The organism is Kocuria sp. JC486, assembly GCF_011602805.1.
GTDB lineage: Bacteria > Actinomycetota > Actinomycetes > Actinomycetales > Micrococcaceae > Kocuria > Kocuria soli.
In genome coordinates this window covers 1-23,645 of sequence record NZ_JAAOZS010000013.1, presented here as the reverse complement: position 1 = coordinate 23,645, position 23,645 = coordinate 1, and the positions used below count along the sequence as shown (strand labels likewise).

General features: G+C 68.0%; 25 protein-coding genes. 13 read left to right on the top strand and 12 right to left on the bottom strand.

The features are described 5' to 3' along the window. Nucleotides 1–5: 5 nt before the first annotated feature. Genes GWK18_RS08140 through GWK18_RS08125 form a run of 4 tightly spaced genes read right to left on the bottom strand, consistent with a single transcriptional unit; the run spans nt 6 to nt 2,380 of the window. Nucleotides 6–923: a patatin family protein gene (locus GWK18_RS08140; RefSeq protein WP_280720446.1), complete on the bottom strand. Its 918-nt coding sequence runs from the start codon at nt 921–923 to the stop codon at nt 6–8. Further along, a complete protein-coding gene (locus GWK18_RS08135; protein ID WP_348535897.1) occupies nt 920–1,624 on the bottom strand; it encodes a GntR family transcriptional regulator in 705 nt (234 codons plus the stop codon). Before GWK18_RS08135 ends, GWK18_RS08140 begins: the two co-directional genes overlap by 4 nt. Nucleotides 1,625–1,646: 22 nt before the next feature. Then, entirely contained in the window at nt 1,647–2,117 is a 471-nt protein-coding gene (locus GWK18_RS08130; RefSeq protein ID WP_123824474.1) for a PTS glucose transporter subunit IIA, read from the bottom strand. Further along, complete coding sequence (locus GWK18_RS08125; protein ID WP_267900136.1) at nt 2,114–2,380, bottom strand: glucose PTS transporter subunit EIIB; 267 nt, start codon at nt 2,378–2,380, stop codon at nt 2,114–2,116. The genes GWK18_RS08130 and GWK18_RS08125 overlap by 4 nt, the downstream gene beginning before the upstream one ends. Nucleotides 2,381–2,477: 97 nt before the next feature. Here GWK18_RS08125 and GWK18_RS08120 point away from each other — a divergent pair, with 97 nt between their 5' ends. The 6 genes from GWK18_RS08120 to GWK18_RS08095 all read left to right on the top strand — a co-directional run bounded on the left by GWK18_RS08120 (nt 2,478) and on the right by GWK18_RS08095 (nt 7,839). After that, a complete protein-coding gene (locus GWK18_RS08120; RefSeq protein WP_123824476.1) occupies nt 2,478–3,785 on the top strand; it encodes a PTS transporter subunit EIIC in 1,308 nt (435 codons plus the stop codon). Between the two features lie 3 nt (nt 3,786–3,788). After that, nucleotides 3,789–4,574, top strand: a complete 786-nt coding sequence (gene nagB, locus GWK18_RS08115) for a glucosamine-6-phosphate deaminase (RefSeq protein ID WP_166834491.1) — start codon at nt 3,789–3,791, stop codon at nt 4,572–4,574. Next, nucleotides 4,571–5,722, top strand: a complete 1,152-nt coding sequence (gene nagA, locus GWK18_RS08110) for an N-acetylglucosamine-6-phosphate deacetylase (protein ID WP_348535896.1) — start codon at nt 4,571–4,573, stop codon at nt 5,720–5,722. The genes nagB and nagA overlap by 4 nt, the downstream gene beginning before the upstream one ends. Before the next feature lie 8 nt (nt 5,723–5,730). Continuing rightward, complete coding sequence (locus GWK18_RS08105) at nt 5,731–6,933, top strand: PLP-dependent aminotransferase family protein (RefSeq protein WP_166834489.1); 1,203 nt, start codon at nt 5,731–5,733, stop codon at nt 6,931–6,933. 73 nt (nt 6,934–7,006) lie between these two features. Next, a complete protein-coding gene (locus GWK18_RS08100) occupies nt 7,007–7,450 on the top strand; it encodes a CrcB family protein (RefSeq protein ID WP_348535895.1) in 444 nt (147 codons plus the stop codon). After that, complete coding sequence (locus GWK18_RS08095) at nt 7,447–7,839, top strand: CrcB family protein (protein ID WP_166834485.1); 393 nt, start codon at nt 7,447–7,449, stop codon at nt 7,837–7,839. Before GWK18_RS08100 ends, GWK18_RS08095 begins: the two co-directional genes overlap by 4 nt. A gap of 74 nt (nt 7,840–7,913) precedes the next feature. On the opposite strand, the gene GWK18_RS08090 is transcribed toward GWK18_RS08095, so the two are convergent. From GWK18_RS08090 to GWK18_RS08065, 6 genes are all read right to left on the bottom strand, one after another. Continuing rightward, nucleotides 7,914–8,990, bottom strand: a complete 1,077-nt coding sequence (locus tag GWK18_RS08090; protein WP_209280914.1) for a cupin domain-containing protein — start codon at nt 8,988–8,990, stop codon at nt 7,914–7,916. 122 nt (nt 8,991–9,112) lie between these two features. Next, entirely contained in the window at nt 9,113–10,081 is a 969-nt protein-coding gene (locus GWK18_RS08085) for an alpha/beta hydrolase (RefSeq protein WP_166834483.1), read from the bottom strand. A gap of 104 nt (nt 10,082–10,185) precedes the next feature. Next, on the bottom strand, nt 10,186–11,076 hold the full coding sequence (locus GWK18_RS08080) for a LysR substrate-binding domain-containing protein (protein ID WP_166834481.1): 891 nt from the start codon (nt 11,074–11,076) through the stop codon (nt 10,186–10,188). 7 nt (nt 11,077–11,083) lie between these two features. Next, nucleotides 11,084–11,881 (bottom strand): carbon-nitrogen hydrolase family protein, encoded by a 798-nt coding sequence (locus GWK18_RS08075; RefSeq protein WP_123824483.1) that lies wholly within the window; start codon nt 11,879–11,881, stop codon nt 11,084–11,086. Nucleotides 11,882–12,148: 267 nt separating this feature from the next. Then, entirely contained in the window at nt 12,149–13,771 is a 1,623-nt protein-coding gene (locus tag GWK18_RS08070; protein ID WP_166834479.1) for an HNH endonuclease signature motif containing protein, read from the bottom strand. 265 nt (nt 13,772–14,036) lie between these two features. Beyond that, a complete protein-coding gene (locus GWK18_RS08065; RefSeq protein WP_166834477.1) occupies nt 14,037–14,645 on the bottom strand; it encodes a hypothetical protein in 609 nt (202 codons plus the stop codon). An 83-nt stretch (nt 14,646–14,728) separates the two neighbouring features. Between GWK18_RS08065 and GWK18_RS08060 the strand changes: the two genes are divergently transcribed. The 5 genes from GWK18_RS08060 to GWK18_RS08040 are packed head-to-tail and all read left to right on the top strand — an operon-like array spanning nt 14,729 to nt 20,147. Beyond that, nucleotides 14,729–15,451, top strand: coding sequence for a CDP-alcohol phosphatidyltransferase family protein (locus GWK18_RS08060; RefSeq protein WP_348535894.1), 723 nt, complete (start codon nt 14,729–14,731; stop codon nt 15,449–15,451). After that, nucleotides 15,448–16,467, top strand: coding sequence for a phosphatidate cytidylyltransferase (locus GWK18_RS08055; RefSeq protein ID WP_209280913.1), 1,020 nt, complete (start codon nt 15,448–15,450; stop codon nt 16,465–16,467). Before GWK18_RS08060 ends, GWK18_RS08055 begins: the two co-directional genes overlap by 4 nt. Before the next feature lie 55 nt (nt 16,468–16,522). Then, a complete protein-coding gene (locus GWK18_RS08050) occupies nt 16,523–17,470 on the top strand; it encodes a MerR family transcriptional regulator (RefSeq protein WP_166834475.1) in 948 nt (315 codons plus the stop codon). Then, on the top strand, nt 17,467–18,447 hold the full coding sequence (locus GWK18_RS08045) for an ABC transporter ATP-binding protein (RefSeq protein WP_348535893.1): 981 nt from the start codon (nt 17,467–17,469) through the stop codon (nt 18,445–18,447). The genes GWK18_RS08050 and GWK18_RS08045 overlap by 4 nt, the downstream gene beginning before the upstream one ends. Further along, nucleotides 18,444–20,147, top strand: a complete 1,704-nt coding sequence (locus tag GWK18_RS08040; RefSeq protein WP_166834473.1) for a hypothetical protein — start codon at nt 18,444–18,446, stop codon at nt 20,145–20,147. The genes GWK18_RS08045 and GWK18_RS08040 overlap by 4 nt, the downstream gene beginning before the upstream one ends. Here the strand turns inward: GWK18_RS08040 and GWK18_RS08035 are convergent. Continuing rightward, nucleotides 20,144–21,103 carry a bile acid:sodium symporter gene (locus GWK18_RS08035; protein WP_348535892.1) on the bottom strand — a complete coding sequence of 320 codons (960 nt, stop codon included), beginning with the start codon at nt 21,101–21,103 and terminating at the stop codon, nt 20,144–20,146. The genes GWK18_RS08040 and GWK18_RS08035 overlap by 4 nt on opposite strands. 199 nt (nt 21,104–21,302) lie before the next feature. Between GWK18_RS08035 and GWK18_RS08030 the strand changes: the two genes are divergently transcribed. Both GWK18_RS08030 and GWK18_RS08025 read left to right on the top strand, forming a co-directional pair. Further along, a complete protein-coding gene (locus tag GWK18_RS08030) occupies nt 21,303–21,629 on the top strand; it encodes a GNAT family N-acetyltransferase (protein ID WP_166834469.1) in 327 nt (108 codons plus the stop codon). Next, entirely contained in the window at nt 21,626–22,534 is a 909-nt protein-coding gene (locus GWK18_RS08025; protein WP_348535891.1) for a pirin family protein, read from the top strand. The genes GWK18_RS08030 and GWK18_RS08025 overlap by 4 nt, the downstream gene beginning before the upstream one ends. 10 nt (nt 22,535–22,544) lie before the next feature. On the opposite strand, the gene GWK18_RS08020 is transcribed toward GWK18_RS08025, so the two are convergent. Next, nucleotides 22,545–23,558: a phosphotransferase gene (locus tag GWK18_RS08020; RefSeq protein WP_166834467.1), complete on the bottom strand. Its 1,014-nt coding sequence runs from the start codon at nt 23,556–23,558 to the stop codon at nt 22,545–22,547. Nucleotides 23,559–23,645: the final 87 nt, after the last annotated feature.

Sequence of the window (23,645 nt, the reverse complement as noted above, 5' to 3'; positions counted from 1 at the left end):
CCCTTTCAGAGCCCCAGGAATTCCTTCCACCTCGGTAGCTCCCGCTGCGCCTGCGCGTACCCGGCGGCATAGGCGGCCTGGAGGCGCGCCACGCGGCGTTCACCGTTGGAGACCGGCATGCGATCGGGGGTGAAGATCATCGCCTGGCCCGCCGACTGCAGGTCGTAGAGCTCCTCCCGGGTGCGGTTGTAGTTGGCGGGTCGCGCATCCAGGGCTTCGACGACAGCCGGGTGGTCCCGGAACTTCCGCTGGTACACGCGGGCGAAGCGTTCGGGTTCCTTGATGTAGTCGCGCTCGCGGGTCAGGATCACCAGGAACTTCCGGTATCCGTCGGCGCGGGCCGCGTCCAGGGCGATCCCGCCCGTGGGGCCGAGCGCCCCGTCCACCCAGACCGAGTCCCGATAGTGCACGGGAGGCATCAGCACGGGCATGGACGACGACGCCCTGACCTGGAGCATCAGGTCGTCCTGAGTGGGTGCGTCTTCGTTGGTGAAGTAGGTCTGTTCACCCGTGACGGCGTTGAACGCACCGATGCGGTAGCGCGCCGGGTTGGCGCGGAAGCGGTCGAAGTCGAAGGGCAGGGACGCGTCCGGCAGGCTGGCGTGCTGATAGATGTACTCGGCATTGAACAGCCCCTGGCCCCGGGCGAAGGTCCGAAGGTTGCCGAACTGCGGGTCTCCCGCGAAGTCCACGAAGGTCCTGCGCGCACGGGAGGCGTCCCGGCAGATGTAGTTGCCGGTGTGGGACGCCCCAGCGGAGATTCCGCCCACCCAGTCGATGTGGATCCGGGCGCCCAGCAAGGTGGTCACGGCCCCGGCCGTGTAGCTCCCGCGCATCCCGCCGCCTTCGAAGATCAGGGCGGTGTCGGTGACGTTGCTGCGCAGTTCGGTGGTGGAACTGCCGGAGGGTGTTGTCTCGGTCAAGCCAGGACCTCCATGTGGAGCTGATAACGGTCCGCCCGGTACACGGACACGGAGTAGTCGATCGGGCGTTCGGATCCGTCCGGATTCGCGCTGAAGGACCGGCGGTGAAACGCCAGCACCGGGGCCCCGGGCTCGATGCCCAGCAGGGCAGCGTCCTCCGGAGATGCCGCCTCCGCCTGGACGGTCTGTTCGGCCCGTGTGATGCCCGCGCCCGCGGCGGAGAGCATCCCGTACAGGGAGGTCTCCCAGTCGGCCTCCAACGGAAGCAGACCGGGGCGAACCCAGCAGTCGTCCACACTGACGGGAACGCCGTCGCCCAGGCGAAGTCGCCGCACCCGCAGGGCGCGGTCGGATCCCAGATGCGCGACGGCTTCCGGGGGAGCGTCCTGTTCGGCCACTACGTCCACCCGTGTGGAGGGGGAGAGGCCGGCCGCGCGCATGTCCTCGTGGAAGGAGGCCAGGTGCAACCGTGACTGCGCCATCCCGTGGGCGACGAACGTTCCCCGCCCGTGTTTGCGCACCAACAGGCCCTCGGACACCAGTTGGGCGATGGCGTGCCGGACGGTGATCCGGGAGACGCCGAACTGCTCCACCAGCCGCCGTTCACCGGGCAGTTGATCTCCCACGGACAGCTCCGTGCGGATCATCTCGGCCAACGCGTCACGTAGTCGGACGTGTTTGGCGGCGGGCAATTCGGTCACCCGGTGATCTTAGTCAGTGCCCTCAGTCAGTGCCCTCAGTGAGGATCCTGAAGAGAGTTGCACCGTCGGACACCGGCCCGCCCGCCTGCTCTGCCACGTCGTCGGACTTGCCGTCCATGACCACCACGGGGCTGCACAGGTTGTAACCCTTGGCCCGGACCGCAGCCGCGTCCACTCGCAGCAGTTCCTGGCCCGCGGTCACGTTCTGCTTCTTCTCCACCAGGACCTCGAAGCCCTCGCCCTTGAGCTCCACGGTGTCCAGGCCCACGTGGACCAGGACGCCTTGGCCGGCCTCCGTGACGACGGCGACGGCGTGCGGCATCGCCTTCATGACGGTCCCCGCAACGGGTGCGACGACGGTCAGCTTCGCCGCGTCCTGGGCCGGAACCACCGCGGCGCCCGGGCCCACCATGCCCTGCGCGAAGACCGGATCCGGGACCTCCGTCAGTGGGACGGCCCGGCCCGCGAACGGAGTGCGGACTGTGGTGCTCACAGCAGGTCCTGGATGTCTTCGGCCAGGTTCTCGGCCTCCGGGCCCACCACGACCTGCACCACGGTGCCGGCCACGACGACGCCGTGCGCCCCCAGCGCCTTCAGGGCGGCCTGGTCGACGAGCGATCCGTCCACGACTTCCGTGCGCAGGCGCGTGATGCAGCCCTCGATCTCTTCGACGTTGTCCGCGCCACCCAGGGCGGAGAGGATCTCTTCGGGCTTGGACATGGGCTCCTCCTTGCGGGAATTGCTGAGTTGTTTCACAGGTTGTTGACAGTTTTGCACGATTCGTCCACAGTGACTGGCAACACTGGTTATAACCAGTTGAGATCACTCTACGGGAGAGAGAAAGGACGGGTCCATGGGCCGGGCAAACGTGGGAGCGAGCGCAGATGCTGCTCGGGAGCAAGGCAAGCAACCCTCAAAGGCGCTGATCGTGCTGCAGCGCTTCGGTCGCAGCCTCATGCTGCCGATCGCCAGCCTTCCCGCGGCGGCGCTGCTGCTGCGTTTGGGACAGGACGACCTGCTGGGTCGCTTCGACGGTTTGCACACGGTCGCGGCTGTGTTCGCGGGTGCGGGCAACGCTCTGTTCGAAAACCTCGGTCTGCTCTTCGCCGTAGGTATCGCCTTTGGGTTCGCCAAGAAGGGTGACGGGTCCACCGCGCTCGCCGCCGTCGTCGGGTATCTGGTCCTGACCAATGTCTTCGATGCGATGGCCCCGGTCGTCCTTGGCCCGGGCACGGAGGAGGAGCCACCCGTCATCAACTACGGGGTGCTCGCGGGCATCCTGGTCGGATTCATCACCGCCAAACTCTGGGAACGGTTCCACCGAACCAAGTTGCCCGACTGGCTGGGCTTCTTCGGCGGCCGTCGGCTGGTGCCCATGATGGTGGCGGTGGTCTGCCTGGTCCTGGGCGTCCTGCTGGCCTTCCCGTACCCCCTGTTCTCGAGCTTCCTGACCTGGGCCGGTGAGACCGTTGCGGAGAACGACGTGCTGGGTGGCGGCGTCTACGGTGTTGCCAACCGTCTGCTCATCCCGTTGGGCCTGCACCACCTGCTCAACTTCTTCCCGTGGTTCCAGCTCGGTGATTTCAACGGGTCCCACGGGGACATCGCACGATTCTTCGCGGGGGATCCCGCCGCGGGGACCTTCATGACGGGGTTCTTCCCGATCATGATGTTCGCGTTGCCCGCAGCCGCGTTGGCCATCACCCACGAGGCGAAGCCCGAGAACCGGAAGGCAGTCGGTGGCGTGATGCTTTCGGTCGGTCTGACCTCGTTCGTCACGGGGATCACCGAGCCGTTGGAGTTCGCGTTCATGTTCGTGGCCTGGCCGCTGTACCTGGTGCATGCCGTGCTGACCGGTACCTCCATGGCGCTGGTCAACGCGTTGGACATTCACATGGGGTTCGGCTTCTCGGCCGGTGCGATCGACTACCTGCTGAACTTCGGCATCGGTCAGCGCGCGTGGCTCATCATCCCCATCGGTCTCGCCTACGCGTTGATCTACTACATCGTCTTCCGTTTCGTGATCCGACTGTGGAACCTCCGGACCCCCGGCCGTGAGGAAGAAGGCGAGATCTCCATGGCCGTTGACGACGAACTCCAGAAGGACACGTCTAAGAAGACCAAGGGTGCTCGAGGCACCGAAACCGCAACGGAGGCCTGAGCCATGGAAGTCGTCATTGTCGAATCGCAGGGGCGGGCCGGGCGGCTGGTTGCCGACGCCGTCGGAGAACTGATCGCCCGCAAACCGGACGCGGTCCTGGGCGTGGCCACGGGGTCGTCGCCCGAGGCCGTCTACCGGGAACTCGCGAACCGGGTCCAGGCGGGTGAACTGAGCCTCAAGGATGCGCGGGCCTTCATGCTCGACGAGTACGTGGGGCTGTTACCGGAACACCCTCAGCGCTACCGGGCGGTGATCGACCGCCAATTGGTCGAGCCCACGGACATCCAGGCGGAGAACGTGCACGGCCCGGACGGGACGGCCTGGGACCTCCCCAAGGCCTGCGCCGACTACGAACAGGCCATGCGGGACGCCGGTGGCGTGGACCTGCAGATCCTGGGTGTCGGCTCGGACGGTCACGTGGCCTTCAACGAACCCGGGTCTTCCTTGGCCTCCCGGACCCGCTTGAAGACCCTCACGCGTCAGACGCGCCAGGACAATGCGCGGTTCTTCGGAGACGACCTGGAAGCCGTCCCCAAGCACTGCCTCACCCAAGGAGTGGGCACCCTGATGGAGGCCCGCCACCTGGTGCTCCTGGCCTTCGGGCAGGCCAAGGCGGAAGCCGTCCACCACATGGTCGAAGGGCCTGTTTCAGCCATGTGGCCAGCGACGGCCTTGCAGTTCCACCCCCACACCACGGTGATCCTGGACGAATCCGCGGCCTCGCGCCTGCAATTGGCGTCCTACGCTCGACAGGCTTGGGAGTCCAAACCGAAGTGGCAGGGGCTGTGACAGGCAACGTGAGCGCCGACGGGATGGCGGAGCAGGTCCTGCATGCCCGGCGGGTCGTGTTTCCCACGGGAACGCCGAAGGAGGGCTGGGTCAGGGTCCGCGGCGGCGTCGTCGTCGATCTCGGCACCGGGGCCGGTCCCGCCGGTGCCAAGGAGCTGGGTGATGTCTACCTGACCCCGGGGTTCGTGGACGGCCACTGCCACGGTGGCGGGGGCGCCGCGTTCACCGAAGGTGCCGACGCCGCGCGAGTGGCCTTGAGCGCTCACCGAGCCCACGGAACGACGACGATGGTCGCCTCGCTGGTCACGGACACGATTGAAGAACTCGAACGACAAGTCGCAGCCCTGGCCGATCTGGTCGAGACGGACGAGTTGGCGGGCATCCACCTGGAAGGCCCCTGGCTGGCCGAGCGACGCTGCGGGGCCCACGATCCCGGGCTGCTTCGCGATCCCGCGGTGGAGGAGGTGAGCCGCCTGCTGGACGCCGGCCGGGGGGCGGTGCGCATGGTGACGTTGGCACCCGAGCGTCAGGGCGCGCTGGAGGCGATCCGCCACATGAGCGACCGCGGTGTGCTGGCCGCCGTCGGCCACACGGACGCCACCGACGACCAGGTGCGCGCCGCCGTGCGCTCCGGGGCCCGGGTGGGCACCCACGTCTTCAACGCCATGCCGCCCATGCACCACCGGGAACCCGGTCCTGTTCCGCGTCTGCTCACGGAGCCCTCCGTGGTGGCCGAACTGATTGCCGACGGCGTCCACGTCCACCCCTCTGTGCTCCGGATGGCCGCCGATGCGGCCCGGGGGCGATTCGTGCTGATCACGGACGCGATGGCCGCGGCAGCCCACCCGGACGGGTCCTACCGGCTGGGGCCGCTGGACGTCGACGTCGTGGAGGGAGTGGCTCGGATCCGCGCCACCGGGGCCATCGCAGGGTCGACCCTGACCATGGACAAGGCCGTGCGGTTCGCCGTCGAACGGGTGGGGTTGCCCGTGGAGCAGGCACTGCGCGCAGCCTCCCAGGGACCGGCCGATCTGCTCGGCCGCCTGGACATCGGCCGGATCGCCCGCGGTGCGCAGGCCAACCTGCTGGTGCTGGATCGCGCCCTGAACGTACGTGAGGTGCTGCATCACGGCCGAGTAGTGGGATGATCGGAGACATGTCTGACGTGCCCACACCCGTGCAGTTCCCCGTCTCCTCCCGCTACGGCGGGGTGACCTCCACCGCCGTCCGAGACCTGTTGGACGTCCTGTCCCAGGGCAACGTGATCTCCTTCGCGGGGGGAGCCCCGGCGGCGGAGTTCTTCGCGGCGGAGGACATCCGGGCCTGCTTCGACTGGGTCTTCGCCAACCGCCCGGCCAAGGCGCTGCAGTACTCCTCCACCCCCGGTGAGCCGGAACTGCGGGAACAGGCGGCCTTGCGGGTCTCGCGCTCGATCCCGACCACACCGGACCAGATCCAGGTGACCACGGGTTCGCAGGAAGCCATCTACCTGGTGGGCAACGCCATGCTCAACCCGGGCGACGTCGTCCTGGTCGAGCGCCCCACGTACCTGGCCGCGGTGCAGGCCTTCGCCTCCTCGGGCGCGCGCATGATCGGCATTCCTTCGGACGACGACGGCACCCGCCCCGATGCGCTCGAGGACCTGATCCGCGAGCACAACCCCAAGTTCGTCTACCTGATTCCGACCTTCCAGAACCCCTCTGGCGTGTGCATGCCGCTCTCCCGACGGGAAGAGATCGCCGACGTCCTGCGCCGCACGGGGGCGATCCTGGTCGAGGACGACCCGTACGGCGAACTGCGGTTCTCCGGCGAGTTCATCCCCCAGATCTGTGCCCTGCCGGGGCTGGCGCACCAGTCCCTGCTGCTGAACTCGATCTCCAAGATCATGGCACCGGGCATCCGCGTCGGGTGGATCCGCGGCGAAGGCCCCATCATGAACACGCTGTCCATCGCCAAGGAGGCCGTGGGGCTGCACTCCTCCGTGGTCGATCAACTGGCTGTGGCGCGCTATCTGGAGGCCTACGACGTGGACGAGCACATCCGCACCGTGGTCCAGGTCTACAAGCAGCGGCGTGACGGGATGCGGAAGGAACTGATCGAGATCCTGCCCGAGGGCGCCACGGTGACCTCGCCCGACGGCGGCATGTTCCTGTGGGCCGCACTGGGCAACGGGATCGACACGACGGCTCTGCTGCCCATCGCAGTCCAGGAGGGCGTGGCGTTCGTTCCCGGGGAGTCCTTCTACGCGCACGACCCGGACCGTTCGACCATGCGGTTGTCCTACGTGACCAACCCGCCGGAGGTCATCAGCGAAGGGCTGCACCGGTTGCAGAGAGCACTGCAGCGGTGGCACGGCTGATCAGGGTCACTGCACCGGGGTCGATGACCGTGGGCGCTATGACCACGTCCCCGTGTTCGGTCGGGGTCGGGACGTGAAACCTCCACACCGGCAGGTCGGTCTGATCCTGGTGGTGGTGCTGGGTGGTTTCCTGGGCGCTGCCTGCCGGGGCCTGGTGTCCACCGGATTGCAGGGAGAGGTGGGTGGCTGGCCGCTGGCGACCCTCTTGGTGAATCTGGCCGGGGCTTTCGGCTTGGGTGTCCTTCTGGAGGCGCTGGCCGCGGCCGGTCCCGAAGGGCCCAGGCGGCGGCTGCTCCGACTCGGGCTGGGGACCGGATTCTTCGGCGGCTTCACCACCTATTCCGGTTTCGCCCTGGACCTCGTCCAGCTGGCGGCGAGTGGCCGCGTTCCGGTTCTGGTCGGGTACGTCCTGGTCACCCTGGGTCTGGGACTGCTGTCCGCACACCTGGGGGCTGTCACCGGTGCCCGGTGGGGACGACGACGCCACCCGGGGGACCTCCTGCGGGGTGAGCGATGACGCCCATCCTGGTGTCTGCGGTGGCCGGCGGGGTGGGTGCCGCCGCCAGGTTCGTGCTGGACGGTGAGATCCGTGTGCGCTGGAGGGGAGGCGTCCCGCTGTCGACGTTGCTGATCAACGTGTTGGGCTCCCTGGTCCTGGGCCTGGCAGTGGGGTTGGCGGCGCCGTCGTCGGGGTCCTTCACGGTCCCCGCGGACCCCGGCCCGTGGGTGCTGGTGGCCGTGGGGTTCTGCGGCGGCTTCACCACGTTCTCGACCGCGATGTTCGAGACCCTACAGCCGCTCTACGAGCGTCAACCATGGGCCGCGTTGGCCTACCTGTGGGGTACCGCGGTAGCCGCCGTCGTCGCCGTGGGTCTGGGTCTGGCCGTGGGTCTGATCCTGGTGTGAGGGCCACGGAGTGAGCGCCATGAAGGTGCGAGACGGCTCTCCGGCGTCCGTAGCGGGCGCCGGAGACTCGTCGGTCAGAGACCGGGTGCGCGGGTCCGCTCGGGAGGCGGCCCGGTGACGACCAGGTCCAGATCCGGATTGGCCTTGATGCCGCCGATCACCACGGACGGGTCGATGAGACCCTCGGTGTAGACGTGGTCCTCCGTGTCCACTCCCGTGACGTCGAAGAACGGTTCGAAGACGTTGCCCGTGAGCACCCCGAGCATGCGCGTCTGGTGGGCCGCGAAGGCGAAACTGTGCACCGTTCCGGCGGGGGCGTGGACGTAGTCGCCGGCCGTCACCAGGATTTCCTCTCCGTTGACCCACAGCCAGATGCGGCCGGAGAGGCAGAAGAAGTTCTCCGTGTGGAGCTGGTGGAAGTGCTGGATGATGTAGGGCGCGGGCGCTCCCAGGGTGTCCACGGAGAAGTACCGGCCGCCCGTCGTGCGCCCGCGTGAGCTGAAGGCGTTGAGCGAGTCCGGCCAGCCGCGGCGGTCTCCCTCCAGTCCGCGGATCATGTAGGGCTCGTTGCCTTCGGGGAGATCCGCGTCCCAGGCGTCGTCCGCGCCGAGCAGTTCCAGGTCTCCTTGGGCTACCGACCCCAGTGGCGGGAGGGCGAGACCGGCGTCCGTGGTCGTCTCCGCTGCGCCGGCCGGGTACAGGTGATGTTCCACCTGATCCTCGCCGCTGATCAGCTCGTCCAGGGCCCCACCCGGTGCGCTGAAGAGCAGGAGCTTGGACAGGTGGCCGAGCAGGCGGTAGGCGATCGGTGTGCCTTCCGGGACGTGTACGGAGTCCCCGGGGCCCAGAACACGGCTGCGGCCGGGGAGCCAGACCTGAACCTGGCCCTCGAACACGTAGTAGGACCGCTGGTGCCGCGGGAGGCTGTGGGCTGCGGCTCCGGTGCCGTGCGAGCCGCGGATGAATGCCGCGTCGAAGGAACCGCCGGTGTCCCCGGCCCGGGCGATGATCGTCCAGAGCTGGCCGTCCCGCTCAAATCGCAGCCCTTCGCCGTTGGCCACGTAATAGGGCAGCGGTTCACCCGGGAGGGCGTTGAAGAGTGGCTTGGCTTCCTGAACGGTTTGGATGCGCGCCTCATCGGGTTGGGTCACGGTGTGTCTCCTGTCGGGTTGGAGTTGGGTTCGCGTCGGGTTCGGGCAGGTTCGAGCGGGTTGGCGTCGGGCGGCTTGGAGTCAGGTTCGAGCGGATATGGAAAGCACTTGGTCCAGGCCGGTCACGGCCGCCCGAGGTGCCGCCGGAAGAAGTCGTCCACGGTCGGGAAGCCGAAATCAGCCGGTACGGGCTCCGCACCGCTCGGGCCGTGGAAGGTTCCGGGGGCCTCACCGGCGGCTTCCAGGCGGCCGTCGTCCATGACCTCCGCCATCCGGACGTCCAGCCGTCCCGGGGGATTGAGGAACCCGTGCTTGTATCCGTCCAGGAGGTAGAGCTCGCTGGTCACTCCGGCGTTCGTCAGGGCTTCGTGCAGTTCCAGCGACTGACGGTGCGTGACCAGGAGGTCGCCGGTCCCGTGCGAGAGCTGGACCGGTGGGCATTCGGGCGTCACACGATGCAGCGGGCTCGCCTCCCGGGCCTGCTCGGGGAGGGATTCGGGGGTTCCGCCGATCAGCCGGGCCTCGGGCGATCCGGGATCGACCTCGCCCGCGGGTGAGCCGTTGACGGGCACGGTCAGGTCCACGGGCGGGTAGGACGCGGCCACGGCCTGCATGTCCGCGCGGACAGGTCCTGACGACGGCGGCTGGTCGCCCTGTCCGTCGTCGTCGACCTCCCCCGGGAGTCGTTCCAGGTGACCGGTCAGTGCGGTGAGTAGCGCAAGGTGACCGCCCGCGGAGGCTCCCCAAGTTCCTACGCGGGCGGGGTCGATGCCGTACTCGGCGGCGTGGGTACGCAGATGCCGCACCGCGCTGCGTACGTCGTGGAGTGGGGCGGGGAACAGTGCCTGCCCGGAGAGCCGGTACTCGATGCTGGCGAAGGCCATACCGGTCGCCTGTGCCCGCTGGGTCAGGTCCGGTGCCAGCGTCCGGTCGCCGGTGAACCAGCCTCCGCCGTGCAGCCAGAGCACGACGGCGGGAGGTTCGGCGCTGTCAGCGGTGCGCTCGGGCAGGTAGAGGTCGAAGAGGAGGTCCTGACCGTCGCGGTGGGTGTGGACCAGATCTCTGTGGATCGTGACTCGCGGATCGGGCATGCAGCCCATGGTGTGACAGGAGCCACTCGATCACCAGACGGAAGTTTGGGACGATCCTTCGGATGACCGGGACGATCCCTCGGGGTCTGCGGGAACTTGTGAGATCAGGCCTGCTCGGTGCGGCGCCCCGGGGAATCATCCGTCGGTGCCAGGGCCGCCCGGACGAAGTGGGCAACGACCTCGGAATCGTCCTCGGCCCGGTGGCTCAGATACGTGGTGGCCCTTGGCCCGTCCTGGATCGGGACGAAGCGGACCCCGGCATGGGCGTGGGTCTCCCGGACGGACTCGGCGGCCACGTTGACCCCCAAGCCGGCACCGCACAGTTCCAAGGCCTCGTCGAAGGTCGCTGCGTGGTGCCGCACGTCGAGTGGCCCGTACCCGTCGAGCCACCCGCTCACCCGGTCCCCGTTGCTCACGGGTGCGATGAATGCCAGACCCACCACTTCCGCCATGGCGACGGCGGCACGGTCGGCCAGGGGATGATGCGCGGGCGTGACCAGAACGCAGTCCTCCTCCCGGACGGCGTGGGAGGTGAACTCTCGGGGCGGTTCGCCTTGGGTTCGTGCGGTGAACAGGCAGTCCACCGTCCCGTCGCGCAAGGCGTCGTAGCTGTTGAGGAATCCGAGGTGTTTCACCTTCCAGCGGGTTCCGGGCATGGTGGTGGTGGCCCGCGCCAAGACGTCACGGAACCCGAGGCCCGGGACCATCAGGCCGATGGTCAGCTCCGTCGACTCCTGCGAGCGGGTCCACGCCACGACGTCGTCGTGGGCGGCAACCGCGCGTTGTGCCAGGTGAACCAGCTGGACCCCGTGGGGTGTGAGCTGCACGCTGCGCGAGGTGCGGTGGAACAGGGCGCGGCCGGTGCGTCGTTCGACGGTCTTGATCTGCTCGCTGAGCGCCGACGGGCTCAGGTTCAGTTCGCGCGCGGCGGCACCGAAGTGCAGGGTGTGGGCCACCGCGAGGAAGCAGCGCAGCTGGTGGGTGGTGATGTCCACGCGCGGGTCACAACCGGTTGTTGGCCAGCACCGGGATGGAGTCGCGGACCGTTGTGACCTGGGCCAGATCCAGGTCCACGGTCACCTGGTCTTCTCCGCCGTCGAGCCGCACGACGTCGCTTCCGTCCGGTGCGATCACGGCACTGTGCCCCACGCCCAGGGGAGTCTTGGTGGCCTCACCTTCGTGCGCGAGGTCGCGCACCGCTTGCCCACAGGCGACCACGTAGGAGGTCGAGTCCAGCGCCCTGGCACGAGTCAGCAGATCCCACTGCCGGGCCTTGCCGGGCCCGTCCCCCCAGGATGCGATCACGACGACGACCTGCGCGCCGTCGCGGGCCAGCCGCGTGAACAACTCCGGGAAGCGGAGGTCGTAGCAGATCGCCAAACCCACCTGAGTGCCTCCGACGTCCACGGACACGGGTGTGCTGCCCGGGACGATGCCCTTGGACTCCTTGAAGCCGAAGGCGTCGAACAGGTGGATCTTGTCGTAGGTGACCGGGTCCTGACCCGGCCTGAAGACGAACAAGGTGTTGGCGGTGCGCTCGTCCGAGGCGCTGGGCGTGAACGACCCCAGGATCACGGCCACCCCGTGTTGGTCGGAGGCATCTTGCACGCTCTTGTGGAAGCGGTCCGCAGAGGTCCGTGCGAAGTCGGCGAACTTGCCGTCGAACGAGCACGCGGCGGCCTCCGGGAACACCACCAGGTCGGCACCGTCACCGGCGGCCTGTGCGACAGCGGCCAGCACGCACTCGAGGTTCTGGTCGACGTCCGGGGTGGAGTTCAACTGGGCGATCGAGATCTTCATGCGTGCTGTACCGCCTTCCACGTGGTGCGTCACAACGGGTGGTCTCTGGTGCGAGCCGTGTGGGTGCTCGTTTCGTGCCACTGAGCCGCACCGTGCGCAATGCCGAGCCCCTGTCGGGTTCGCTTGTCCACGATGCTCCCATGATCTGGCCACCTCGGCCCACCCGGGAGGCAGGTGCGTGCCGGGTGGGCCGTTCCAGTACCCCGCGCCTGCCTCCGTGTCTGTGTTGCCCGTACCTGCGCCTCTGTCTGCCTCGGTACGGGACGTTCAGAACGGCGGGGGATCGTCAGGTGCGGCACCGGCCCGGAGTAGCGGCGGGCCCGTTGCCGCGGTCCCGCCCGCAAGCCACTCGGTGGTGGCTGAGGTAGCAGCTCCCGGGACCGTTCGACGGACCACGCCCGTGGGCGATCGCCATTCCAGAACCCCGTGGCCCAGGTGCTGCACCCGCCAGGCCCCAAGTGCACCGTCGTCGTGCTTGATGCGGTGGTGGTGTCGGCACAGGTGGGCCAGATTCTCTGCATCGGTGCTGCCACCGTCCTCCCAGGCGACCGTGTGGTCGACGTCGCAACCCGTGGCGCGACGCCGACAGCCCGGGAACCTGCAGGTCTGGTCGCGCTCCGCGAGCAGACAGCGCAATCCGGCGGGAACGGTGTAGGTGGACCGGCCGTGTTCGATGACCACTCCGGTGTCCGGGTGGGTCAGCAGGCGTTTCCAGGACGATGAAGCCGCCGCGATCCGCAGGGCGTCGCCCGGGCTGATCGGCCCGTAGCCCTGGAGGTGTGCCCCGGATTCTTCGACCTGAACACGGGCCGCGACTCCGAACAGGTCAGGGTCGTGAGCGACGAGATCCGCCGCGGGCACCGTGATCGAGACCTGTCCCCTGATTCCGCGCGGAATGCCGGAGCTCTCCGGAAGCTCTCCGTCCAGCAGGAGATCGCCCAGCACGTCTGCCCGCTTCTCTCCGACCAGTCGGTGATCGTCGTCGAGGGTTCGGGCCATGGTGTCGAGTCGGGTCTTGATCGCTGTGGCGACGGGAGCGTCCAGCACGGCGTTGAGGCAGGCCAGGCCGTCATCCGCTGGTGTGACCCACACATTGCGGTGCCGACGGGCGCTCGCGCACGCGCGCCGGTGGGTGGCGGACCCGAGCTTGGCCCGGCGGCGTCGGGCGTGGTCACCCAATTGCGCCACGCTGGTGTGAGGCGCCCGAGTCAAGAGTTCGTGCACGAGTTCCTGCGCCTCCCGCCGAGCCTCCGTGGGGGAGTCGACCGGCGGCAGCTCGTCCTGGGCGGTCGCGGTTTCGATCTGGGCGGCGCTCGCGGAGTCTTCGGTGCCCACCCCGTCCAGGAGCGCTCGCCAGGTGCGGAGAAGAAGGCGGGCGTGGGCCCAGGTGATCCGGCCTTCCTCCAACGCCTCCAAGGTCTCCGGCAGATCACCGGCCAGGACCAGGGCTTCCTCCAAGGTGGCACGGGCGGTTCCGGCGGGAAGCATGAGGGCCACGCCCACCTCGGCAGCGACGTCGCGCAGCACCAGGTCCGTGCTGGACTGCGCCAACGCGGTTGCCACGGAGGCCACAGGCCCGACCTGGGCCCTGGGGCCCTTGGTTCGGGTGAGCTCGTGGATCCAGGCGTGCTCGGTGTCCCCACGGCGGGCCAACGCGTAGGCGTACAGCTCCGCAACCCTTCGCAGGACCCGGCCACGTGATGCTGCTTCCGTGCGCGAGGCCTCCCGTAGATCGTCCACCAGGTGGGCCGCCGGTTCCCCGTCGATGTGAATGAGTTCGGAGCAGGGCGCGGGGTCTTCCGGCCAGGAGGGGTCGGGCTCGTAGTCCTCCGCACCGTCCCATTCGGGCAAGGTCTCAACTGCCTGGGGCGCGGACCAGCCCAGCGTCATTCGGTCCACTACGGCCGGATCACGCGGACCAGGATCGACGAACGTCGGCACCGGGTAACGCGACGGCAGGGAACGGGGCGGCAGGACATCGGATGGCTGGGAGCTGGAAAGCACGGAATAGGGAAGCGGGGAATGGGCCGACAACGATTCCCCACCGTCGCTGAATCCGACGGTGGACTGGTGCTGTACGAGGGACAAAAACCCCCGCTGACCTGCCCTTTCCATGACCTGAGTCTTCCACGGGTGTCAGACAACACAAGGCTGCCTACTCCCGCCCCACCGACCGGAAGAACCACGTGTAGAACGCGCCCCACCCCACCAGGAACACCGCCTTCTCCGCCCGTTCGGGCGTCATCCCCGGCAAACGTGACAGCCCCCGGCCCGGGTCAGTGATCCCCGAACGGCGGGCAACGGCCACCAGAGCCCCCACCGCCCCCGTGACCATCACGAACCGCGTCATCCGCGCCGGAACGGACCAGGCCAGAAACCCGGGAAGCCCCAACCCCTGGACACCGGCCGACCGCGCGTAGAGCTTGTACGGCGTCCCCGTGAAGGGGCCGATCATCAGTGCTGGGAGCCCGTGCTCGCTCATCTGCCGGTCCACCTTGGCCACCATGGCGACGCTGATCGCGGGGATCCTGCGCGCCAGGTCGGCTGAGCGTTCAGGCGGAGTCCGTGCAGCCCACCCGTGGACCAGGCTGCCGCCGAGCAGAGCGCCGGCCGTGGCGCTCGCCGTCGTCGCGAACCCACGACCGGGCCTGCGCAGCGCCAGATAGGAGGTCCAGGCGTCCGGGACCACGAAGAACACGGTCGCCTCCGCCACGCCCCACCCGAAGGCCACCGCGTGATCCCTGGCGCAATGTCGCAGAACCATGACCCACCCTCTCGAGTATTTGCGTATGTGAAGCATATGCTGAAGGTGCCCTCTGAGCACCACCCCGCGGGAGAGGATCCACCGTGACGCAGCATCCCCGGCCTGATTCCCGGCACAGTTCCCAGCCGGACGACGGCGAACGCACCATGCGCCGCGTGGTCCCCCAGCGGACCACATCCTGGGCCCGCCGCGCGGCCGTCACCCTGCAACGTCTGGGGCTGACCCCCAACATGATCTCCGTGGCCTCGGTGGTCGTGGCTGCGGTGGGTTGCGTGGCCCTGGTTCTCGCGGGGATCCACGACGGCGGAGTCACTCGCGTCCTGCTCCTGCTCACCGCCGCCGTGTGCGCACCGCTGCGCCTGCTGGCCAACATGCTGGACGGCATGTTGGCCGTGGAAGGTGGCATGAGTTCACCCGTGGGCGACCTCTACAACGAACTTCCGGACCGGCTCTCGGACATCCTGTTCCTGGCCGGGGCGGGTTATGCGCTGGCCGAGCTGCCGGGTGGCGTGGCACTCGGCTGGATCGCGGCCACGCTCGCCGTTTTGACGGCCTATGTCCGTTCCCTGGGCGCGGCGCAAGGGCTGTCCAACCACTTCGAGGGCCCCATGTCCAAGCCCCGGCGCATGTGGCTGTTGGTGCTGGGCTGTCTGGTCGGGACGGTGGAGACCGTGCTCCCCGGGCAGCTTCCCTGGGGATTGGGCCTCATGGTCGCTCTGGCCTTGATCGCGCTCGGCTCGCTGGTGACCGTCCTGATCCGGTTGCGCATCATTGCCCGTGAACTCAACGCAAGGGCTGCCCGATGACCTGGGTGAGTGAATTGTTCGCCGGAAGCCAGCACATCGGCATGGTCTCCGGACAGTCCGCGTGGCTGCTGGGAGGTGCCGTCGTAGCGCTGGTCCTGGCCACCGCTGTCGTCACGGCCATCACCTCGCGTCTTCCGGAAACCAAGGCCACGTTCTCCAAGGAACTGCGGCAACGCACCTGGGCGTGGTGGATCATGATCGGCGCACTCGGAGCGGCGCTGCTGGCGGGGGAGACCGCCGTCGTGGTCTTGTTCGCCGTCCTGTCCCTGATCGGCTTGCGGGAGATGGCCGAGTTCCTGCCGGAGCGTCGCCAGGACCGCCACACCATCATGTGGCTGGCCGTCATCACCCCGCTGCACTACTGGTTCCTGTGGGAACACTGGTACGGCATGTTCGCGGTGTTCATCCCCGTGTACGCGTTCCTGTTCCTCCCGGCCGTTGCCGCTTTGCAGGGGCGAACGGAGAACTTCCTGTCCCGGGCGGCCAGCGTCCAGTGGGCCCTCATGGTGTGCGTGTACGCCGTGTCTTACGTGCCCGCGTTGCTGCAGCTGCCCATCGCCATGGAGTTCGGCCGCGCGCGGGCGGAGGGGTCCGCGCCCGGCCTGGGTGGCGGGCAGGGAGCCGCCCTCATGCTGTTCCTGGTCATCGTGGTCCAGGGCTCGGACGTCCTCCAGTACGTGTGGGGCAAGACCCTGGGCAGGCACCCCGTGGCGCCGTCGGTGAGCCCGAACAAGACGTGGGAGGGGTTGATCGGTGGGATCCTCACCGCCACCGCGCTGGGCGCCCTGTTGTGGTGGGCCACTCCGTTCACGCCGTGGCAGGCGGCGGTCCTGTCCTTCATCTCCTGCGCGATGGGATTCCTGGGCGGGCTGGTCATGAGTTCCATCAAACGTGACCGCGGGGTCAAGGACTTCGGCTCCGCCATCCCCGGTCACGGCGGCATCATGGACCGGTTCGATTCGCTGGTGTTCGCCGCTCCCGTGTTCTTCCACCTGGTGCGGTTCTTCTTCGCCTGACGCAGGTCTGGCGCGTCTTTGACTGTGACGCGACGTCACGGCGCACCATGTGCACATGAGGATCAAGGAGGCGGCGGAGCTGACCGGCACCACGGTCCGCACCATCAGGTGGTACCACAGGGAAGGACTGGTCCCGATCCCACCGGTGCGTGGCGGCTACCGGGATTACCAGATCGAGCACGTCGCGCGAGTCCTTCGGGTGCGGTGGCTGGCGCAGGCCGGTCTCTCCCTGAGCGCCGTCCGTGACCTCCTGGCGCAGGACCCCGCGGACGACGTCGACGACGTTCCCGAGGCTCCCGGTACCCAGCGCCCCGCGGATGGCCCGGCTCTGGGCGACCTTCACGCCGCCCTGGAGAACATCGACGGGGCCATCGAGGAACTCCACGGGCAACGGGAACGCATCCTGCAGTTGATCGACTCGGCGGAGTCCGGGAAGGGCCTTTCGTCGGTCCCCGCCGAGATCGGCGTCGTCTACGACCGACTCGAAGCGGCCATTCCGGATGATCCGCACATCCAACGGGTACTGCGCCGCGAACGCCGCATGGCCGAGATGCTCACCCAGCGCGGGTTCATCAAGAGCGACGTGATGCAGAAGCTCTCCATGGACACCCGAACCATGGACGAGTGCGCCGACTTCCTGGTCCGTTTCGTGGCCATCCGGGACGTACCGGCACCCGAGCTGGAAGCCAGCATCCAGGCGTTCGTCGACGAGGTACTGACGTGGTGCAAGGCGCACGGCGACCTGATGAGCCTCTACCTGAGCGTGGTTCCCGGGTGGGCCACTCCGGCGGTCCGCTCCGTGGTCATGCGCATGGTCATGCTCGAGTACCGCGATCCCCACCAGCGCGATGTCATCAAACGACTCCTCGAGGGCCTCAACGACCTCGTGGACGAAGGCCATTTCGCGGTACCCCCGCACATCGATTCCCCACTGCCTGTCACCGAAATCGGACCGGTGGAGCCCGGCTCCCTCAGCAACCAACAAGCAGGAGCGCTCAAGTGAGTCACGTTGCAGCCACACCGAATTCCCCCGGCCAGGGCGCCGGGATCTCCTCGCCCACCGCGGCTGAAACCCCGGTCCAGGTCACGGGTCTGGTCAAGAGCTTCGGTTCCCTCAACGCCCTGGACGGTATCGATCTCACCGTTCGGCGCGGCAGCATCCATGGCTTTCTGGGCCCCAACGGGGCGGGTAAGTCCACGGCCATCCGCGTGATGCTCGGGCTGTACCGCGCCACCTCCGGTTCCGTGCGCGTGCTGGGCATGGATCCGGGGCGCCAACCCGCGGAAGTCACCAGGAAGGTTTCATACATTCCAGGGGACTCGGCGCTGTGGCCCAATCTGACCGGCCACCAGGTGCTGGACGTCCTGGCCGGGCTCCGCGGGGCCAGGGACAAGTCCCGCGAAACCGAGTTGATCGAGCGGTTCTCGCTGGACCCCACCAAGAAGGTCCGTTCCTACTCCACCGGCAACCGACGCAAGGTGATGCTCGTGGCCGCCTTCTCCGCGCCCACGGAACTACTCATTCTGGACGAGCCCACCTCTGGCCTGGACCCTCTCATGGAGCAGGTGTTCCAGGACTGCGTCAAGGAGGCGGCGGCGGAAGGCCGCACCGTGCTGCTGTCCTCCCACATCCTCAGCGAGGTCGAACGGCTCTGCACGGACGTCACCATCATCAAGGACGGCCGGGTCGTGGAGTCCGGCACCTTGAGCCACCTCCAGCACCTGGCCGCCGTCGAGGTCACGGTCCACGACGACGACGAAACCCTCACCCGCCTGGCCGCAACCCTGCACGCCCGCGGGGTGGATCCCAAGGCGTCCGCGGATCGACCCGCCGCCGGCGTGCTGGACTTCCCGGTCGAACGGGACCTGCTGCCCCAGGTCCTGGCCGAGGTCGCGGCGGCGGGGTGTACGGACGTCACCGTCGCCTCCGCCTCCCTGGAAGACCTGTTCCTGCGCCACTACCAGGTGGACGCGCGATGACGCGGGGCCGCTTCGGACTGTGGCCGGCCACCCGGTTGATGCTCCGGCGCCATCGCGTGGCCCTGGTGGCCTGGACGCTGTCGCTGCTCCTGCTGGTGGGCATCACGGTGCCGTCCTACCAAACGACGTACCCGGGCCTTGAAGAACGCGGCCCGTTGGTCCAGCAGATGCAGAACACGGACGGCATGCGCCTCATCTACGGGATCATGCACGGCCCCGGCAGACTGGGGCAGTTGTTCGTGTGGGAGGTCGGCGCCTACGCCATCCTGCTGACCTGCATCATGGCGCTGCTTCTGGCCGTGTCCTGCACCCGTGGCGAAGAGGACGCGGGGACCTTGGAACTCGTCCGGGCCTCCGGTGTCCGCACCGTGACGCCGTTGATCGCAGGCATGGTGTTGGTCTTCACGGCCTGCCTGCTGGTCGGCGGCGGATCCGCAGCGATCCTGTTGGCCCAGATGGCCTCGACCTCGGAACTCACCACCCAGGGTGCCTTGGCTTTCGGCGGCGTGACGGCCCTCTCTGGGTGCACGATCGGCTTGGTGGCCATGGTCTTCGCCCAGCTGCGCGGGGAAGCGAGGGGGGCCCGTGCCTGGTCGTTCCTGTTCGTCGGCGTGACGTTCCTGCTCCGGATTCTCGCGGACGAGGCGATCAGCAACGACGACTGGCCCCGGTGGCTGCGCACGTTGAACTGGTTCTCACCGTTCGGGTGGAAGGAAGTGGTGTCCCCGTACACGGAGGACCGTATGTGGCCGCTGTTGGTGTTCGTGGTGGTCGACGTCGTCCTGGTCATGGCCGCGGTCGGCCTGTACTCGGCGCGTGAGTACTCGCGTTCGGTTCTCCCGGACAGCTCCGCGAGCTCACGACGGCTCCACGTCCCCGGGGTGGAGGTCTGGACATGGATCGACGCGCGCTCGCAGATGGTGGGGTGGTCCGTCGCAATTCTGGTGGTCGCCGCCCTGTTCGGCTCCATGACCGATGGGCTCGTGGAGACCCTGCGGGACAGCGAACCCACGCGGAAGATGCTGGAACAGATGTCGGCCTCGTCCGGCACGGTTCCGGGGGCGTCCTCCGAAGACCTGGCGAAGGCTGCGGAAGCGCTGTCTCCGGAGAGCCTCCTGGGGCAGTTCTACGAATTCCTGGGCCTCTACGTCGCGTTGCTGGTCGCGATCTTCGCCGTCTCCGTGGTGCTGAAGTGGCGCGGGGAGGAGAAGGTGGGACACCTGGACCTGGAGCTCACGGCGGGCACACGCCACTGGCGGTCCCTGCTGGCCCGTTGCCTCTGGGCGGTCGTGGCTTCGGTCGCGGTGCTGGCCGCTGCCTCCGCTCTCATGGGCTGGCTCGGTGAGATGCAGATGGCCGAGGAAGTCGGGGCGGGGAAGTCCTTCGAACTGTCGATGACCTCAACATTCGGTCAGGTCCCGGCGGTGGTGGCGGGGATCGGCGTCGTCGCCGTCTTGATCGCGGTGGTTCCGCGGTTGTCCGGGGCGATCTGGGCGGTCATCGCGGGCTCGATGTTCCTGCAGATGTTCGGTGGGCTCGTGGACCTGCCGGGCTGGCTGCGTGACCTTAGCCTGTACGCCTGGGCACCGTCCGTGGGTGAAACCTGGCACTGGCCCCAGATGGTGCTGCTCACGGGAATCGGCGTGCTGGGCATGGCCGTAGCCGCCGCGTCGGTCGGTCGCCGGGATGTCAAGAGCTAGAGTTCCCCACCCGTCTCACGGCCCTCCGCCACCCTGGACAACCGCGGCGCAATCCGCACCAGCACCACCAGGGCAACCAGTTCCACCATCGTCTGGGTCACGACGACGAGCGCTGCCGCCTCCGTCCCGGGCGGCAGCGCCAACGCGAACGGGAGGACCACCAGGGAGTTGCGGGCCACCGCGCTGAACATGACGGCGCGCGTCGAGGGCTCGGGGAGACGGAACAGCCGCCCGACGGCCAGCCCCGCTGTCGTCATGATCAGCACGAAGGCGACGAACAGCGGTACGACCGCCATGATCTGGCCGATCTGCGAACCCACCGCGGCCGATTGGGAAGCGGTGACCAGGAACAGCACGGCCATGACCGCCGGCACCATGAGTGCCTGACCGATCCGTTCCAGGCGCGGTGCCCGGAGCTGGACGACGACGGCCAGGCCCAGCGGCAGGAGGAAGACCCACAGCAAGGTGGTCAGGAAGGGGCCCGCCGTGAGATGGAGGCCCACCCCAGGCCCACCGATCAGCATGAGCAGAGCGGGCAGCAGGAGCATCTGCGCCAGCATCAACGTGGGGGAGGCCGCGGTCATGCGCGCCCGGTCCCCGCCAGCCAGGCCCGTGAAGACGATGACCCAGTCGACGCACGGGGCCAACAGCACCAGCAGCAGGCCCGTGAGTACCGCCCGGTCGTGTACGACGAAGCGGCTCAGCACCCACACCACGACCGGGGCCACCAGGAAGTTGACCAGCAACAGGACACCCAGGAAGCGGAGGTCCCGGAAGGCCGCGGCCAGGTGTACCAACGGAATACTGAGAAACGTGGACAGCAGCAGGAGGGCGATCGCTGGATTCACTGCCGGCTCCAGCCTCACCGCTGAGGGGAGCAGGTGGCCGACGAACATCCCGATGACCAGCGTGAACAGGTACAGCACCGCCTGATGGCGTTCCAGCCACGCAGTCACGGGCCCTCCGTCCACGGTGTGATCGATCGTCCGAAACGTGAGCCGCGGTGGCACCCACGCTCCCGTCCCCGACGGACATGGTGGCATGCTGAAGGAATATCGGCGGCCGCGTCCGCCTTTTCCCGTCACGTCACCCGCGGCTTCGCGCGCTGCACCTGAAACGCATCGCGCAGCGGACCCTGGACCGAAAGGGCACACCATGACGCAGACCCCAGACTCCCGGTACTCCCTGCGCCACAACCCGTCGGGTACCGCGGTTGAGCTGCTCGACGACGACCAGGTCATCGGTGAGGTGAACTACCTGGAGGTCGAGCTCCCTGACGGTTCCGCGGCCTGGGACCTGGTGCACACGGGTGTCCGGCAGCAGTACCAGAACCAGGGGCTGGCTTCCGATCTGGTGCGCTTCACGGTGGAGACGGCTCAGGCCGGTGGCCACAAGATCATCCCCACCTGCCCGTACGTGGCTTTGTGGCTGCGGCGGCACCCCGAATTCGCGTCCTCCGCCGTTCAGGGCGAGGGCCGGTGAGCAACACCGAACCCGTCCCCCTGGAGACCCTGTGCCGCTCCGGCAGCGGCGAGCAGGTCCAGCTCCTGCCGCCGCGAGCGGTGCCGCTGGGTGGCCCGCGGGGGATGAACGTCCGGCGGACCTTGCCCCAACGTCGGCGTTCCCTGGTCGGAGCGTGGTGCTTCCTGGACAGCTACGGGCCGGACGACGTGACCGTCACCGACGGGATGAACGTCGCCCGGCACCCCCACACGGGGCTGGCCACCGTGTCCTGGCTGTTCACCGGATCCATCGACCATCTCGATTCCGCGGGGAAAAGAGCCCGGGTTCGCCCCGGAGAGATGAGCCTGATGCTGGCGGGCCGCGGCATCACCCACCAGGAGTACTCCACCCCGGAGACCACCGTCCTGCACGGGGCGCAGCTCTGGTACGCGCTGCCCGATGCCACCAGGGAACAGGAGCACGACTTCGCGCACTACGCGCCCGAACCCGTGCGGGGGCCAGGGTGGAGCCTGTGCGTGTTCCTGGGTTCCTTCGCGGGGAGCACCTCACCCGTCGATCCCCGAACCACGCCGCTGCTCGGCGCGGAGGTGCACCTGGAACCCGGCGCTTCCTGGGACGTGGAACTCGATCAGTCCTTCGAGCACGCGGTCCTCGTGGACAGCGGGGCAGTGCTCGCCGACGGCGTGGACCTCCCGGGCGATCACCTGGCCTACTTCCCGCCGGGGCGGCAGACTCTCACCTTGGCCACCCCCCACGACGGCGGCCCCACCCGGCTTCTTCTGTTGGGCGGGGAACCGTTCGGCGAGGACATCGTGCTGTGGTGGAACTTCGTGGGGCGCAGCCACGAGGAGATTGCCGCCTACCGGGCCATCTACCAGCACGAAATCGGGGCCGGGGCTAGGTGTACTGACCGGAGACGTTGATCGACTACACCTAGTCGTCGACGTTCAGACGCGAGCGCAACGTGGCGTGTAACGATCTGACCGCTTCTGGATAGTAGCCAGGGTCATGGAGGACTTGAGCCTGCTTCGAGAAGTGCAGGCTGGAGAGGAACCTTTCGTAGAGCTCCCAGGCATCTCGCCGTCCCTGCAACCGCTCGAACGACTCGTCGTTCCAATGTGGCTGGGCAGCCGCAGCGGTCATGTACTCCGCCATGAACCTCTTCACCGTGGACGGCTGCATGGGGACATACCACGGTCCGCCGGCCACTGGCCCGCCTATGTACGCAAGGTCCTGCGCGACATCACCGACCCGTGCCCACTCCCAATCGATGAACCTGGGGGTAGCTTCGTGATCCACGACCACGTTCGTGGCGACGAGATCGCCGTGGATGAAGGAACAACGCATGTCTTCGAAGTGCGGCCGGGCGTCAAGGAGCCGCTTCCTGATCTCGGTGCCAAGGGGCGCGACGCCGTGACTGTCGGTTACGACTGGATGCGACTCCTGCCACCACGCGTATCCTTCGTCAAACTCGCGCACGAGATCGATCGCGGCTCCATCCTCCCCCACGGCCCCTGCCCGTTCATAGTACGGGTCGTGGAGCTTCGCCATCTGTCTGGCGTGGGCCATCAGCAGCGCCTCGTTCCACTCGTGGGCAGCGAGAACAGTACCCGGGACGAACGTCGACACGATGAATGGAGCACCCAGTGCGTTCTCGGGACTGTCGTCCATCACAAGTGCACGAGAGCCAACCGATCCGTCGATCAGCGTCGCGGCATCGAACTCCTCCTTCATCGCCGTGGGCATCTCCTCCGGTGGACGGCGAGGGACCCGCACCACGACCGCCTGGGACCCGTCGCCCACCTTCCACGCCGCGTAGCTCTCGCCCGCTCCCAATGCGTGGACCTCGACGGCAGTGGGGGCTACGAAGTTTGGAACGATGATCGATCCCTCTCGCAAGGCCGCCAGCAGTCGTTCACCCACTTCAGGCCGTGTCGGATCATCCATGAGCGGCACCTTTCGCGGCTCATCATGATCCAGGGTGTAGTTGGGGTCTGAACCCGCCGGTCTCGAGCAGCGATCTGGCGATGTAGT

What these genes read in the sequence shown, in the direction of transcription:
- GWK18_RS08075 (WP_123824483.1), bottom strand. Translation starts at nt 11,881, where the DNA reads ATGAAGATCTCGATCGCCCAGTTGAACTCCACCCCGGACGTCGACCAG.
- GWK18_RS08070 (WP_166834479.1), bottom strand. Translation starts at nt 13,771, where the DNA reads ATGACGCTGGGCTGGTCCGCGCCCCAGGCAGTTGAGACCTTGCCCGAA.
- GWK18_RS08055 (WP_209280913.1), top strand. Translation starts at nt 15,448, where the DNA reads ATGACCTGGGTGAGTGAATTGTTCGCCGGAAGCCAGCACATCGGCATG.
- GWK18_RS08105 (WP_166834489.1), top strand. Translation starts at nt 5,731, where the DNA reads ATGTCTGACGTGCCCACACCCGTGCAGTTCCCCGTCTCCTCCCGCTAC.
- GWK18_RS08120 (WP_123824476.1), top strand. Translation starts at nt 2,478, where the DNA reads ATGGGCCGGGCAAACGTGGGAGCGAGCGCAGATGCTGCTCGGGAGCAA.
- GWK18_RS08040 (WP_166834473.1), top strand. Translation starts at nt 18,444, where the DNA reads ATGACGCGGGGCCGCTTCGGACTGTGGCCGGCCACCCGGTTGATGCTC.
- nagB (WP_166834491.1), top strand. Translation starts at nt 3,789, where the DNA reads ATGGAAGTCGTCATTGTCGAATCGCAGGGGCGGGCCGGGCGGCTGGTT.
- GWK18_RS08085 (WP_166834483.1), bottom strand. Translation starts at nt 10,081, where the DNA reads ATGCCCGATCCGCGAGTCACGATCCACAGAGATCTGGTCCACACCCAC.
- GWK18_RS08050 (WP_166834475.1), top strand. Translation starts at nt 16,523, where the DNA reads ATGAGGATCAAGGAGGCGGCGGAGCTGACCGGCACCACGGTCCGCACC.
- GWK18_RS08030 (WP_166834469.1), top strand. Translation starts at nt 21,303, where the DNA reads ATGACGCAGACCCCAGACTCCCGGTACTCCCTGCGCCACAACCCGTCG.
- GWK18_RS08095 (WP_166834485.1), top strand. Translation starts at nt 7,447, where the DNA reads ATGACGCCCATCCTGGTGTCTGCGGTGGCCGGCGGGGTGGGTGCCGCC.
- GWK18_RS08020 (WP_166834467.1), bottom strand. Translation starts at nt 23,558, where the DNA reads ATGGATGATCCGACACGGCCTGAAGTGGGTGAACGACTGCTGGCGGCC.
- GWK18_RS08065 (WP_166834477.1), bottom strand. Translation starts at nt 14,645, where the DNA reads ATGGTTCTGCGACATTGCGCCAGGGATCACGCGGTGGCCTTCGGGTGG.